The sequence below is a fragment of the Acinetobacter sp. AM genome, assembly GCF_003105055.1.
GTDB classification, from domain to species: Bacteria; Pseudomonadota; Gammaproteobacteria; order Pseudomonadales; family Moraxellaceae; genus Acinetobacter; species Acinetobacter tibetensis.
In genome coordinates this window covers 18,834-33,566 of record NZ_QETG01000003.1, presented here as the reverse complement: position 1 = coordinate 33,566, position 14,733 = coordinate 18,834, and the positions used below count along the sequence as shown (strand labels likewise).

10 protein-coding genes are annotated in these 14,733 nt (G+C 43.1%); 5 read left to right on the top strand and 5 right to left on the bottom strand.

Annotated elements, in window-relative coordinates:
- Positions 1–27 precede the first annotated feature (27 nt).
- Together DCO44_RS02485 and ompR are read right to left on the bottom strand one after the other, a co-directional pair.
- Positions 28–1,488: an ATP-binding protein gene (locus tag DCO44_RS02485; RefSeq protein ID WP_116759041.1), complete on the bottom strand. Its 1,461-nt coding sequence runs from the start codon at positions 1,486–1,488 to the stop codon at positions 28–30.
- 267 nt (positions 1,489–1,755) lie between these two features.
- Positions 1,756–2,520: a two-component system response regulator OmpR gene (ompR, locus tag DCO44_RS02480; RefSeq protein WP_116759040.1), complete on the bottom strand. Its 765-nt coding sequence runs from the start codon at positions 2,518–2,520 to the stop codon at positions 1,756–1,758.
- Positions 2,521–2,857: 337 nt separating this feature from the next.
- Between ompR and DCO44_RS02475 the strand changes: the two genes are divergently transcribed.
- Positions 2,858–5,215, top strand: coding sequence for a Tex family protein (locus DCO44_RS02475; protein ID WP_116759039.1), 2,358 nt, complete (start codon positions 2,858–2,860; stop codon positions 5,213–5,215).
- 282 nt (positions 5,216–5,497) lie between these two features.
- Complete coding sequence (locus tag DCO44_RS02470) at positions 5,498–7,687, top strand: SulP family inorganic anion transporter (RefSeq protein ID WP_116759038.1); 2,190 nt, start codon at positions 5,498–5,500, stop codon at positions 7,685–7,687.
- A gap of 119 nt (positions 7,688–7,806) precedes the next feature.
- On the opposite strand, the gene DCO44_RS02465 is transcribed toward DCO44_RS02470, so the two are convergent.
- Positions 7,807–8,694 (bottom strand): SDR family NAD(P)-dependent oxidoreductase, encoded by an 888-nt coding sequence (locus DCO44_RS02465; RefSeq protein ID WP_116759037.1) that lies wholly within the window; start codon positions 8,692–8,694, stop codon positions 7,807–7,809.
- A gap of 284 nt (positions 8,695–8,978) precedes the next feature.
- The gene (locus DCO44_RS02460) at positions 8,979–10,256 is read right to left on the bottom strand and encodes an O-acetylhomoserine aminocarboxypropyltransferase/cysteine synthase family protein (RefSeq protein WP_116759036.1); all 1,278 of its coding nucleotides are present in this window, start codon (positions 10,254–10,256) and stop codon (positions 8,979–8,981) included.
- Between the two features lie 294 nt (positions 10,257–10,550).
- Between DCO44_RS02460 and ettA the strand changes: the two genes are divergently transcribed.
- Complete coding sequence (ettA, locus tag DCO44_RS02455) at positions 10,551–12,212, top strand: energy-dependent translational throttle protein EttA (RefSeq protein ID WP_116759035.1); 1,662 nt, start codon at positions 10,551–10,553, stop codon at positions 12,210–12,212.
- Positions 12,213–12,264: 52 nt separating this feature from the next.
- Here ettA and DCO44_RS02450 read toward each other — a convergent pair whose 3' ends face one another.
- A complete protein-coding gene (locus tag DCO44_RS02450) occupies positions 12,265–12,702 on the bottom strand; it encodes a tetratricopeptide repeat protein (RefSeq protein ID WP_116759034.1) in 438 nt (145 codons plus the stop codon).
- Between the two features lie 180 nt (positions 12,703–12,882).
- On the opposite strand from DCO44_RS02450, the gene DCO44_RS02445 reads away from it, so the two are divergent.
- Both DCO44_RS02445 and DCO44_RS02440 read left to right on the top strand, forming a co-directional pair.
- Positions 12,883–13,311: a cation efflux protein, CzcI-like gene (locus DCO44_RS02445; RefSeq protein WP_416224511.1), complete on the top strand. Its 429-nt coding sequence runs from the start codon at positions 12,883–12,885 to the stop codon at positions 13,309–13,311.
- A 108-nt stretch (positions 13,312–13,419) separates the two neighbouring features.
- On the top strand, positions 13,420–14,733 hold the full coding sequence (locus tag DCO44_RS02440) for a TolC family protein (RefSeq protein ID WP_416224512.1): 1,314 nt from the start codon (positions 13,420–13,422) through the stop codon (positions 14,731–14,733).

Below are 14,733 nucleotides of genomic sequence, written 5' to 3'. Positions count from 1 at the left end.
TTCACCATTGCAGGATAAGCGAAGAAATTAGAAGTGTTCGCTAATGCTTTGTTTTAATTTTTCAATGGGATTGATGATGACCTGCTCTTCAGGTTCTTCTTTCGGTAACGGCAGTAAGATAATGGCTTCGAGTCCACCTTGCTCTCGATTGTGAATCAGGAGTTTGCCTTGATGAATATCTACAATACGTTTCACAATCGCCAGTCCTAAGCCACTGCCTTGAACTGTGCGTGCGGCATTGCCTCGCACGAATGGTTGCATGAGGTCTTCAATTTGATCTTCTGGAATGCCTTCACCATGATCGGCAACACTAATTAAAATATGCTCGCCTTCCACCCGTGCAGATAACTCGACAGGCTCGGCGCCGTACCGTTTGGAGTTATTAATTAAATTACCAATTAAGCGTTTCAGTGACAGACTACGCGCTTGAATTAAGGGCAGCTCTTGCGGGCTAAAGCGAACATCAAGAGGTTTAAATTGAATGACCAATTCCTGCAATAAATTATTGATATCCGTGGCTTGTAGGACTTCATCTGAGCCATCGCGCATAAAGGAAATAAACTGATTCAAAATGGCATCCATATCTTCCACATCATAAATCAGACCTTCTTTCAGGAAGTCATCATCTGGCATCATTTCTGCACTGAGGCGAATACGTGTGAGAGGTGTGCGTAAGTCATGTGAAATACCCGCCAGCATAATACGACGATCTCGTTCTGTCTGATCTAGCGTGTAAATCATATGATTAAATGCCTGATTCACCTCACGAATTTCTTGTGGACCATGATTGGTTTCTAAGTACGGTGCAGTGCCTGTTTTACTGTAGCTGTTGGCAGCATTTTGCAAACGACGCAATGGACGGTTCAACTGACGAACCAGCGTTAAAATAATGACAGCGGAAATGAGCGGGATGCCCAGTAACCAACCAAGAATTAATTCAGGGCTATAGTTGGCATAGGTTTTCAGCGGTTCACGAACCCAGTGTCCATTCATTTCTGGGGTTTGCACCCAAATTCTGGGGCTGGGCTTAAACTGGAAATAAACGGTGACGTCTTTAATTTTCAACTCTTTGGCGAGCTGATGTTCAATACGATTGGTAAAGAAATCGGCTATTAGCTTATCTTTGACACTTGGATATTCATTAGGATCGGTGACATATTCCACACCAACGCGCTGTTTGAGCCATTCATCAATATCCAGTTGCACATCGTCATGATAAATCTTTAAGCGCGGGTTATTGATCATTTCCAGTTCAACGGCAAGAAATCTTGCATGTTGTTGAATTTCAGGTAAATACAGGGTTTTCCAGAAGAACCATAACGACATGAATAAGCTAAAGAACACTATAAACAACACCAGTACTGTGGTGCGCATGGCGGCCGAACGTGGCTTAATTTTATCGAAAAAACGTTCCGAAGAAGTGCGCTTCTTTTCTGAGTAGCTAACAAAATCGGTAAATTCTTGTGGGTTGATCGGATCTAATTTCACGGTAATTCCCCATAATTTAAGAACAGGGTGAAGTTTTTGCAGGGTCTTACTGTGATTAATTTAAATTCCAGTTTTAACCTTTGGTTCGACCTACTTTTGTTTTGGCAAAAGTAGGCAAAACCATTTCCATTCGCAAAACTCGACAGATACAAGCATTCACCTGAATTCTCGCAGAAACATTTTTATTTAAAATCTCCTGCCTCGAACTTGCGAATGGTGATGTCACGAAATTCTTAAACATGGTTTAAGAATTTCGTTGAGTTTTAATTATTCAGCACCATCTGGAACAAAAACATAACCGACGCCCCAAACCGTTTGGATATAACGGGCACGGGCTGGGTTTTCTTCAATTAGACGACGTAAACGTGAGACTTGTACGTCAATTGAACGTTCCATGGCACCCCATTCACGTCCACGCGCTAAATTCATTAATTTGTCACGAGTGAGAGGTTCGCGCGGATGTTGTACGAGGGCCTTAAGTACAGCAAATTCACCCGTAGTCAGTGTGACCACTTGACCTTCACGAGTGAGGGTGCGTGTGGAGAGGTCTAAAGACCATGGACCAAAACTCACCACTTCCATTTGCTGACTTGGTGCGCCAGGCACTTCACGCACTTGACGACGTAATACCGCACGAATACGGGCTAACAATTCATTCGGATTAAATGGCTTAGGTAAATAATCATCGGCACCCGCTTCTAAACCCGCAATACGGTCTGAATCACTACCTCGAGCGGTCAGCATAATAATTGGCGTATCAATATTTGAGTGGCGCAAACGACGACAAATACTTAAGCCATCTTCCACAGGAAGCATAAAATCGAGCACGATGAGGGAAAATAGTTCGCGTTGGAGTAAGCGATCCATTTGGGTGGCATCGTGCGCTGTTTTCACCACGAAACCTTTATCTTCCAAGAAGCGCTGTAACAGTGTCCGTAAACGCACATCATCATCTACGACGAGAATGCGTTCAACGCGATCAGTTTCTGCATGTACAACATCGCCATGTTCTGCAGGTACAACTAAACTCATGATGTGTGCTCCTTATTCTTTATTGTCATCGTATACGGGGTCGAGAGATCATTAGGAGTATACGATTCATTTATATCGATTTGCTATGTTCTAAAGCAACAAATATCGCAGATAAAATCAAGACATAGATACCAAATATATACATCTAAAATAGCGGATTAACGCCTGATTTACTGTAGTTCTTTGCCTGAATATGCAAAAAAAGTGTGCGAATGGTGAAAAAATCGAAAATTGGCAAATTCAATCAGAATGAAATTTAATAAAACAGTTGTGGATTTTATGGTCTTGGTCTTTATAATCATGGCTTTTAGAACTTATCCTTGTGGGATCAAACACGATGACTGACTTAGTTCAGCAGTTGGCAACAGAGCTTGCCGTACGTTCAAATCAGGTTGAAGCTGCGATTAAACTAATCGATGAAGGCGCAAGCGTTCCATTTATCGCACGTTACCGTAAAGAAGTGACGCAAGGTTTAGACGACATTCAATTACGTCAGCTTGATACACGTTTAGCTTATTTAAGAGATTTATACGAGCGTCGCGAAAAAGTCATTGAATCATTGAAAGAACAAAATAAACTGTCAGATGATTTATTGGCACGTGTAAAAGCTGCTGAAACCAAAAATGCTTTAGAAGAAATTTACGCGCCCTACCGTCCAAAGCGCACCAGTAAATCATTTAAAGCGAAAGAAGCGGGCTTGGGTCCAATTGCAGAAAAAATCTTTCAAGATGCAGTTGAACCAAGTGAAGCCTTGGCTGGTTTTAGTCATGAAGAATACCCAGATTTGGAAAGCCAACTTGACGCGATCCAGCACATTCTGATTGATGACTGGGCACAAAATATTGCTTTAACTACAGAGTTAAAAACCACTTTTGCTAAAACAGCAGTACTGAAAAGCTTGGTGGCAAGTGAAGAGAAAAAAGAAGTCGGTAAGAAATTCCGCGATTATTTTGATTTCTCTGAAAACCTAAACAAAGTCCCTTCACATCGTTTATTGGCGATGTTACGTGGTCGCCAAGAAAATGTTTTGGGCTTAAAGATCGATGGCGAAGATGCTGCACCTTTGGCTCGTATTGAAGTTGAATACAATTTAGATCAGGTTCAGCCACAAGCACGTCAAGACTTTTTAAAGCAAACTGCGAAACTGTTTTGGTTAGGTAAAGTGCGTCCAAGCATCGAACATTCATTATTGACTGAAAAGCGTTTGAATGCCGAAGCTGAAGCGATGCAAGTATTTGCTGAAAACCTACGTCACTTATTGCTTTCTGCACCAGCAGGCAGCCGTTGTACCCTTGGGGTAGATCCTGGTATTCGTACAGGGGTGAAATTGGCTGTGGTGAATGAATCTGGTGATGTGGTTGCACATAGCACCATTTATCCATTTGCACCGAAAGAAGATAAAGCGGGTTCAATCGCTGAATTAGCGCGGTTGTGCCACGAGTTCAATGTCGATTTAATCGCGATTGGCAATGGTACAGCAAGCCGTGAAACAGAAGCTGTCGTTGCAGAAATGATGGCGCAACACCCTGAACTTAAGGTTACCCGTGTGACGGTGAGTGAAGCGGGCGCATCGGTTTATTCCGCATCTGAATTGGCTTCGGCTGAATTGCCAGAGTTAGATGTGTCGATTCGTGGTGCGGTTTCAATTGCGCGTCGCTTACAAGACCCATTGGCTGAATTAGTCAAAATTGATCCAAAATCAATTGGTGTCGGTCAATACCAACATGATGTGAATCAAACTGGTTTAGCCAAAACCCTAGATGCTGTGGTTGAAGACTGTGTAAACGCCGTTGGTGTTGATGTAAACACCGCTTCTGCTGCAATTTTGGGTTATATCGCAGGTTTGAATAAAGCGATTGCACAGCAAATCGTGGAATTCCGTAAAGAAAATGGTCGTTTCGACAACCGTCAAGACCTGAAAAAAGTGCCTCGTTTAGGCGATCGTACTTTTGAACAAGCGGCAGGTTTCTTACGTATTCAAAATGGTAGCGAACCACTAGATGCCTCTGCGGTGCACCCTGAAAGCTATGGCTTGGTCGAAAAAATGGTGACTGCCAAAGCGACCACTGTGAAAGACTTAATTGGCAACAGCGAAATTATTCGTCAAATTAAGGCAGAAGATTTTGCTGATGAACAGTTTGGTTTGCCAACCATTCAAGACGTTTTAAGCGAATTAGAAAAACCAGGCCGTGACCCACGTCCAGAATTCCGTACCGCTAAATTCCGTGAAGACATTACAGAAGTTGCGCAACTCACTGAAGGAATGCAGCTTGAAGGTGTCGTGACCAATGTGACCAACTTCGGCGCTTTCGTTGATGTGGGTGTACATCAAGACGGTTTGGTACACATTTCTGAATTGGCCAATGAGTTTGTTTCTGATCCACACAAAGTAGTGAAACCTGGTCAAATTGTTCAGGTGCGCGTACTACAAGTTGATGCAGAGCGTAACCGTGTGAACTTGTCAATGCGTCCAGAAGGTTCTGAAGCTCCAGCTAAAGCACCGCGTCGTGAGCAAAATCAGGAACAGCGTGCTGAACGTAAGCCACAAGGTAAACGCCCACAGCAAGCGCGTCCACAAGGTGAGCGTCCACAGCGTCAAGGTGGTCAAAAACCGCAAGCCAATAAACCCCAAGAGAATAAGATCGGTGGTTTAGGTGCATTGTTATTACAAGCAGGGATTAAAGGTTCAAAATAAGCCTTAGTTCAATGAAGAAAAACCTCCTGTAATGGGAGGTTTTTTTATGCTTAAAAATATATCACTATATATTTTTAACTGATGTGTGGTCGCATTTTAAATTTCAAGATGAGCCGAATCTGAAGATCAACAAAAATAATATTAAAAGCTGATAAACCGTCACAACTGCACAGCAGAACTTCACTTTTAACACAGCAGATTGTCCGACAAGATTGAGGGCGTCTGGATATTAATATACAGATGTAAATTTTTTGCTATTTGATCATTATAAACGGTTTAACTATGTTGACTTTAGAAAGAAAAAACCGATTCCATATCAGGGATGCTTTGTCAGGTTTAGTGGTGTTTTTGGTGGCATTACCGCTGTGTTTAGGTATTGCTCTTGCATCAGGCGCTCCAATTATTTCAGGGATTATCTCTGGAATTATTGGCGGTATATTGGTTGGACTATTGAGTGGTTCACATATTAGCGTTGCGGGTCCAGCAGCAGGGCTAACGGCTGTAATTCTGGTACAATTGGATCAATTAGGCGGCAATTATGCCGCTTTTTTATTGTGTATTATTTTTGCAGGTCTACTGCAAATTGGCTTTGGTTTACTCAAGCTAGGGTTCTTTGCCAATTTTATCCCTAACAATGTCATTTTGGGGCTTTTGGCAGCTATTGGGATTATTCTAATTCTCAGCCAATTGCCCTATCTGTTGGGTTTTTCCGATTTCTCATGGGAACAGCTCTGGGGCGGTCAAATTCACACTGTGTTTGCCACAGTCGATACTGGTGCTGCACTGATTGGCCTATTCAGCTTATTGCTGATCTTGATGTGGGATTGTAGCCCTCTCAAAAAATACAATATTCCCTCAGCTTTGGTGGCCGTCGTTTTAGCAGCAGGAATCAATTATCTGCTAGTCGCCACTCAATCTCCTTGGGCAGTGAGTACGTCAAATTTAATCCAATTACCCAACATTTGGCAGGCACCTGAGCAAGTATTAATGGGACCTGACTGGCGTTATTTAACCGAACCCTTAATTTATACAGGAGCACTGACCTTAGCCGTGGTCGCTTCTTTGGAAACTTTGCTGAATCTGGAGGCGGCGGACAAGTTAGACCCATATAAACGCTCGTCACCTCCAAATCGTGAATTGTGGGCACAAGGCATTGGCAATGTGGTTTCGGGCGCTGTCGGGGGGATGCCACTCACTTCGGTGATTGTCCGTAGTTCAGTCAATGCCAATTCAGGAGCACGGAGTAAGTATTCCAGTGTGATTCATGGGCTATTGCTGTTGTTGGCTGTGCTGTGTTTTGTGCCGTTGATGAATATGATTCCCTTATCTGCATTGGCTGCCATTTTATTGGTGACGGGCTTTAAACTCACGCATCCTAAGTTGTTTCAGCAATTGTATCAAAAGGGCTGGAAACAGTTTGTGCCATTTATTATTACCCTGATAGCAATTTTACTGACCGATTTGCTAATGGGTATTTTGGTGGGGTTATTTTGCAGTGCGGCTTTTATTCTGTACGGCAACTTTTATAAAGGTGTCAGAATTTATAAAGAGAATCATTTGCATGGTATCGTCACCCGTATTGAACTACCGTCACAAGTCACTTTTTTGAATCGTTCCGCCCTCATTTCAGCACTGGAGCATATTCATGCAGGTGAACAGTTAATTATTGACGCCACACAATCGGAAACGATTGATGCGGATATTTATCAGGTCATTCAGGATTATCAAGCTGAAACTGCACTGAAACGTCAGGTTGATGTGAAATTGATGGGCTTTAAACAACATTATCAAGAACTGGATGATGCAGTCCTAGATATTGATATCAGCACAGCCGAATTACAGCGTCAATTGAGTCCATCACAAGTGATTGATTTACTTAAAGCAGGTAATGAGCGTTTCGTTCAAAATGATCGTTTGCAACGGGATATCTACCGTCAGATTCGCGTCACGGCTGATCAAGGTCAGCACCCGATTGCAGCAGTATTGGGTTGTATGGATTCGCGTGCGCCAACAGAAATGTTGTTTGATGTCGGGATTGGAGATCTGTTTAGTTTAAGGATTGCAGGGAATATTGCAGGACAAAAGGTGTTAGGTTCGCTTGAGTTCGCCTGTCAGGCCAAAGGCTCTAAAGTGATTGTGGTGCTAGGACATACCGACTGTGGTGCAGTCAGTAGTGCATGCCAATTACGCTTACAGCAGAAACAGATTGCGGAGGTGAAGGAGATGCCGCATATTCAATATGTGTTGGGGCCATTAATGCAATCGGTAAACAGCGTGTATCAGATTATGCAGCCGCGTGAGCTGAGTAAAGCTTTCTTGGATCAAGTTACAGCGCTGAATGTGTTGTATAACATTCAATATATTCAGCAACACAGTGCGGTATTAGCAGAGATGCTACAGCAAGGACAAATTGCAATTGTGGGTGCGATTTACGATGTGCAAACAGGTCGAGTCAATTTTCTGGAAACCTAAAGGTTGATAGCATCTTAAATAGTGATCCTGAGCCTTATGCAGAAATATGTTGAGACTGAAATAAAAAATAAAGATATAAAAAAGCCTGTCTTTTGACAGGCTTTTTGAATATTTGGATCTTACCAATGTTCACCTGGGAACAGACGGACATACGCCTTTTGTACCCAATTGAGGCGTTCTTGTTTTCCAATTGATGCAGAAGAACTTGGAAACAGGTTATAGCCAATCGACATCAGCATATTGTTAATGTCTGGAGCAATGGCATAGGTAATGGATGCTAAACGACCAAGATTGGTGGCAATTTTCTTTGGACGCTTCACAATAGCATAAGCAATTAAGTCGGCTGCTTGTTCAGGAGACAGCGTAGGGACGTATTTATACATTTTGGTTGGCGCGATCATTGGCGTGCGCACCAGCGGCATATAAATTGAGGTGATGGCAATTTTATGCGCATGTGCTTCTGCAGACAGACAGCGGCTAAATGCATCTAGGGCTGCTTTAGAGGCGACATAAGCAGAGAAGCGAGTCGCATTGGCCAAAACACCAATCGAGCTGATATTAATGATTTGACCGCCTTTACGATCCATCATGTGTGGCAATAGGTTCAGGACTAAACGTACAGCCCCAAAATAATTCAGTTGCATGGTGCGTTCAAAATCGTGAAAGCGATCAAGTGATTCATGGACGGCACGACGAATTGAACGACCTGCATTGTTAATTAAAATATCAATATGTTCTACAGACGCTAAGATGTCTTTAGAGACCGCATCAATGGCTTCCATATCATTAAGGTCACATGGAAATACAGAGGCCTTACCGCCTTTAGCTTCAATTTCCGCCTTGACTTCATCTAAAGTTTCTTTGGTGCGCGAGACGAGCAGCACATGTGCACCTGCATTAGCTAGGCGATGTGCTGTGGTCAATCCAATTCCGCTGGATGCACCTGTAATAAGTACGGTTTTGCCGTGGATACGGTCCTGAAAGAGTTTCTCTAATTTTGCTTTCACGCTGTGTTTCCCTGATTAGAATTTAGTTCACTTAAATTCTAAATTGTCTTTATTTTATTGGAGAACTTAGTTCACATTATTCCATGAGTTGACTAAAACTCACACGGATAATGATAGCGGATATAATGAAAAAAGCTATAAATAAGTCTTTGAATTTATAAATAAAAATAGAGTAATTGCTCTATTTTTGATATATATTTTGTTAATTTCTAACACGTTTTCATTTAAATTCCAAGAGATAATACTGAAAAATCAAGACCTCTTTTGAGGTCTTGATCGGTTGCTTAGACCTTGGCTAAAGCTTGTTCTAAATCAGCAAGCAGATCATCAATATGTTCAATGCCGACAGAAAGACGAACCATATCAATACTCACTCCAGCAGATTTTAATTCCACTTCATTCAATTGGCGATGAGTGGTGGTGGCAGGGTGGCACGCCAGACTTTTTGCATCACCGATATTGACTAAGCGTGTAAACAGTTGTAGCGCATCAATAAAGCGCGTCCCACCTTCACGACCATCTTGTACCCCAAAGGATAAAATTGCAGAGGGCTGACCTTTGACATATTTTTGTGCCAAACCATGTTGAGGATGGTCTTTCAGTCCTGCATAGTTGACCCATTTTACTTTAGGATGGGCTTGCAAATATTCCGCCACTTTCTGCGCATTATAGGTATGACGTTCCATACGCAAGTTTAAAGTTTCTAAGCCTTGTAGAATCAAGAACACGCTTAAAGGGCTAATCGCAGCACCCGTATTACGTAATGGCACCACGCGGGCACGTGCGATATAAGCGGCTTCACCTAAAGCTTCGACATAGTTCACGCCGTGATAACTTGGGTCTGGCGTATTCAACACTTTAAAGCGTTCAGGATATTTGCCCCAAGGGAACTTGCCGCTATCGACAATTGCACCGCCAATCGAGTTACCATGCCCGCCAATATATTTGGTGAGTGAATGAATCACAATATCTGCACCATATTCAAATGGTTTGAGCAGTGCAGGAGTCGCAACGGTATTATCAACCACCACAGGCACACCATATTCATGCGCAATTTTGGCAATGGCTTCTAGGTCAATAATATTGCCCAGTGGATTACCAATCGATTCAACAAAAACCAATTTAGTTTTTTCATCGATTAAACCACGTAAGGCTTCTGGATCTTGATAATCAAAGAAACGAACTTCAATACCTTGTTTCGGCAAGGTATGCGCAAACAGGTTATACGTACCACCGTACAAGGTCGACACTGAAGCAATGTTGTCACCTGCTTCGGTAATGGTTTGAATGGCGTAAGTAATGGCTGCCATGCCAGACGCTAAGGCTAACGCACCAATGCCCCCTTCGAGTGCGGCCAAACGTTGCTCTAGCACCGCAGTGGTCGGATTCATAATTCGGGTATAAATGTTGCCTTGGACTTTAAGGTCAAATAAATCGGCACCATGTTGCGTATTATCAAAGGCATAAGAGGTGGTTTGATAAATCGGTACAGCCACCGCTTTGGTGGTGGCTTCAGGGCTGTAACCTGCATGAATGGCTAAAGTTTCGTCTTTATAGGTCATGAACTTCATCTGCGTGAGTTAAATTTTGCACAGTCTATCATTAATGAATATGATGCAAACTGTGAAAATAATGAATATTTATCTAAAAAATTCATAAAGATGAGCTGTGGGGAGTACTTTGTCCGCAGAAGAGGGTGATAAAGGGTGTGTTTAAAAAATGACCGAGATGAAAGTTGTAACATTGCATTGAAGATCGGTTTGATGCCTTATTTTTTCAACGTATTCATCGTATAATGCCCGCAAATATTTTTTCGCTTCTTGCGATTTTTTGGTTTTTCTATTGAGGAGTCCTACGTGGCCCAATATATTTATACGATGAACCGAGTGTCTAAGATGGTTCCGCCTAAGCGCGAAATCTTAAAAGACATCTCTTTGTCATTTTTCCCGGGTGCAAAAATTGGTGTACTTGGTTTAAACGGTGCAGGTAAATCGACCTTGCTTCGTATTATGGCGGGCGTAGACAAAGATTTCTCTGGTGAAGCGCGTGCGCAACCAGGTATCAAAATTGGTTACCTAGAGCAAGAACCACCGCTTGATCCAAATAAAGACGTTCGTGGCAACGTAGAAGATGGTTTACGTGAACCATTAGATGCTTTGGCGCGTTTGGACGAAGTGTTTGCAGAATATGCGGCTGAAGATGCAGACTTTGATAAGTTAGCGAAAGAACAAGAAAAATTAGAAGCGATTATCCATTCATGGGATGCGCATAACCTCAGTAACCAAATGGATCAAGCCGCAGCTGCGTTGAACCTTCCAGCTTGGGATGCTGACGTGAATTTACTGTCAGGTGGTGAGCGTCGTCGTGTTGCGCTGTGTCGTTTGCTTTTATCTAAGCCAGACATGTTGCTTCTAGACGAACCGACGAACCATTTGGATGCAGAGTCTGTGTCTTGGTTAGAGCGTTTCTTGAAAGACTTTGCGGGCACCATTGTGGCGATTACGCATGACCGTTATTTCTTGGATAACGTGGCGGAATGGATTCTTGAGCTTGACCGTGGTATGGGTATTCCGTATCAAGGTAACTATTCTTCTTGGTTAGAGCAAAAGAATGCGCGTCTAGAACAAGAGAATAAGCAAGAAGAGTCTTTTGCTAAAGCATTGAAGAAAGAACTTGAATGGGTTCGTTCAAATGCCAAAGGTCAACAAAAGAAAAACAAAGCGCGTATGGAGCGTTTTGAAGAGCTTAACTCACGCGAATTCCAACAGCGTAACGAAACATCTGAAATCTATATTCCACCTGGTCCACGTCTAGGCAATAAAGTGGTAGAAGTGGAAGGCATCAGCAAATCATTTGATGGTCGCCTACTGTACGAAAACCTTAGCTTTACCGTACCGCCTACCGCAATTGTGGGTATTGTGGGTCCAAACGGTGCAGGTAAAACCACTTTATTCCGTATGATGACGGGTGAACAACAGCCAGACACCGGTACGGTGACTTTGGGTGAGTCGGTTAAAGTGGCGTATGTTGGTCAGATTCGTGACACTTTAGATAACAACAAAACGGTTTGGGAAGAAGTTTCTGGCGGTTTGGATATCTTAAGAATTGGCGATTATGAAATTGCATCACGTGCCTATATCGGTCGTTTTAACTTTAAAGGCCAAGATCAGCAGAAGCGTGTAGGTGAGTTGTCAGGGGGTGAGCGTAACCGTTTACAACTGGCGAAAATCCTGCAAATGGGCGCAAACGTGATTTTACTGGATGAGCCATCGAACGACTTGGATATCGAAACCTTACGTGCGCTTGAAGATGCCATTTTGGTATTCCCAGGTACAGTGATGGTGGTATCGCATGACCGTTGGTTCCTTGACCGTATTGCAACGCACATTTTGTCATTTGAAAACGAGCAGCCTGAATTCTACGAAGGCAACTATGCTGAGTATGAAGCATACCGCTTGGCACGTTTAGGCGACGATGCGGTACAAAAGCGTACCAAATACAAAAAAATCGGTGGTTAATCTCACTGCATAAAAAAACCAGCCTTCGGGCTGGTTTTTTTATGCATGTGTTTTAAGAAAAAGCCAATTCACTATAGGCATCATATAGACAGCGCTTCGCATCTGGATGACCATCTCGTGCGGCTTTTTTTAACCACTTCTCGGCTTTATCATAATTACGATCTAAACCTAATTGCCCATTTAAGTAGCCAATGCCCATTTTAAATTCAGCTTCGGGGTGACCGCGTAAAGCAGAGCGGAGAAAATACCACATTGCATTACGGCTGTTACTGGACGATATTGGGCTGTGGTCGATCTGTATCGGGGCTGCCGTTTGCAAGACATTCTTTTGCATGAACACATGGTAATGTTCACATAATGCCAGTTGCTCGAAATGCAATCCACGTTGATATTCGTGTTCACCTGCATGATCAAATATAGGTGTTACCAAGTCGTGATAGGGAGTGTGAAATAACAGTGTCCATACTGTTTTGAGGTATTCCATATTCATCTTCGCCTCCTTGTTGCTGACAACATCTGTAGTCATTATTTAATTTAAACGTTTTGGCACTTAGATGTATTAAATTATTGTAACAAAATAGGTTTTCTCTGTATGTTCTGTTAAAACTTCCAGTCAATTTTGGCGTGTAATTTTATTACATCCACGAAGCTGTTATAGTGTCCGCAAATTGTGTTGACCGTATTTTATGCAGTGAAACGTTCTCGTCTTTTTGTCACCGTATTGTTCAGTTTGTTCATGTTTCAAAGTCTTTGGAACGTGGCAGCGGCATTTTGTGTGCATGAAGAGCCCAAGCGCGTGAGTACGATGCCGCATTTTGGACATCATGCAACAGCCAGTTGCGAGTCTATAGCGCATGGAGTACTACAAAAAAGTACAACTCAAGACACATCTTCCTTTAATTTGGCGGCCTTTGCACAAGACGATCATAGCGATCATTTACCTTCTTTTGCACATGTGATTCTGACCGAAGCTCAGCAGTCGGCTTTATCTCCCGTTTTTATTCCCCAATTGGTTCAGGTTCAGTTTAACTGGCAAAATCTGTATCAATCGCCCCATTTATTCCTCACCAATCCACCTCCTGTTTTAACCCCGCTATAGGTGGGGTAGCCGAAAATATGGCCCACCACTAATTTCTAACTTTAGTGGGGCATCAACATGTCTTTTAAAACTTCGAAAGTTCCAGATTTCGATCCTGTGCGCGTGTCTATGCGTGCAATAGGCTTGGCACTGAGCGTAGCGCTTTGCAGTTTGCCTGTATGGGCAGGTGAGCAGTCGCCACTCACGTTGTCGCAAGCCATACAACGTTCAGCAGAGTATCAACAGACCCAAGGCGTATGGAAAACGCAACAGCAAATTGCCACTGCGCATATAAAACAGGCAAAGCTGTGGATAAATCCAGAGTTGTCCATAGAGCAAACCGGCTTTAATTCTGATCAAGATCGGGAACTGGCATTGGGTCTTTCCCAGCGTCTGGATATTTTTGGTGAACGCAAGACCAAGCAAAAACGTGCGCAAATTGCCCAACAGCAAATCGGACTGAAACAACAGATCTATCAAGCCGAATTGGAATTGGCCGTCAAATACTTGTGGTCACAATTGGCGATCTATGAATTGGAACGTCAGGTGGTACAAGAGCAATTACGGGTCAGTGAAGAAAATCTGGATGCCATTCAAAAGCGTTATCAGGCAGGCAGTATGGCACAGGTCGATGTTGATCGTGCTCGATTGAGTCATGCCGAAAGTTTGCGTTTATTCCGACAGGCTGATTTACAAGTCCAACTGGCAAAACAGTATTTGTCGAGTGCTTGGGGAGAACGAGATCAGTCAGTGGCTGTTGCACTTAGCCCACAGCACCTATGGCCTACAACGACAGCTCAGCAAGTCCAGCAGCATTTAGCCGTCAATTTAATGGAAAAAAATCGACAATTATTGTTGCTTGATTCACATGCCAAAATTGAGCAATTGAAAGCTCAAGCACGTCCCAGTCCTACTGTGAATGTGGGTGTGAATCGCAGTCGATCGGTAGAAACGAATGCGGACAATGCGTTAGTGGTGGGCGTTTCCATTCCTTTGAATCTGTTTGACCGTCAGCAATATGGCAGGGAAATCGCGCAGGCACAGCAAGTTCAGCTAGAGCAGCAACAGGAATTTTATCTGAAGCAAAATGCCTTGCAGGTGGGGACTTTACTGACGGAATTACAAGGTCTAGAAGTGCAGTTTAATGTGTTGCAACGGACGCAACTGCCTTTAGCACAAACCGTTCAGCAAAAGACGCTACAAGGCTTTAAGGTCGGTAAATTTGCACTTTTGGATGTACAGCAAGCCACCTTGCAATTGCAAGAGGTACGCCTGCGTAAAGTACAACTATTAAAAGATGCTTGGCAGCGCGCACTTGAAGCGGAAAGCCTCAGTTTAGGCATTGATCCTAGTCAGGTCATGAACAAAGATGCGATTGCACAATTAAATCAAAGCCTGTGGCAAGACACACAGGCATTATCAGATATTGGTGGGGGAAACTAA

What these genes read in the sequence shown, in the direction of transcription:
- ompR (WP_116759040.1), bottom strand. Translation starts at nt 2,520, where the DNA reads ATGAGTTTAGTTGTACCTGCAGAACATGGCGATGTTGTACATGCAGAA.
- DCO44_RS02470 (WP_116759038.1), top strand. Translation starts at nt 5,498, where the DNA reads ATGTTGACTTTAGAAAGAAAAAACCGATTCCATATCAGGGATGCTTTG.
- DCO44_RS02450 (WP_116759034.1), bottom strand. Translation starts at nt 12,702, where the DNA reads ATGAATATGGAATACCTCAAAACAGTATGGACACTGTTATTTCACACT.
- DCO44_RS02475 (WP_116759039.1), top strand. Translation starts at nt 2,858, where the DNA reads ATGACTGACTTAGTTCAGCAGTTGGCAACAGAGCTTGCCGTACGTTCA.
- DCO44_RS02440 (WP_416224512.1), top strand. Translation starts at nt 13,420, where the DNA reads ATGCGTGCAATAGGCTTGGCACTGAGCGTAGCGCTTTGCAGTTTGCCT.
- DCO44_RS02460 (WP_116759036.1), bottom strand. Translation starts at nt 10,256, where the DNA reads ATGACCTATAAAGACGAAACTTTAGCCATTCATGCAGGTTACAGCCCT.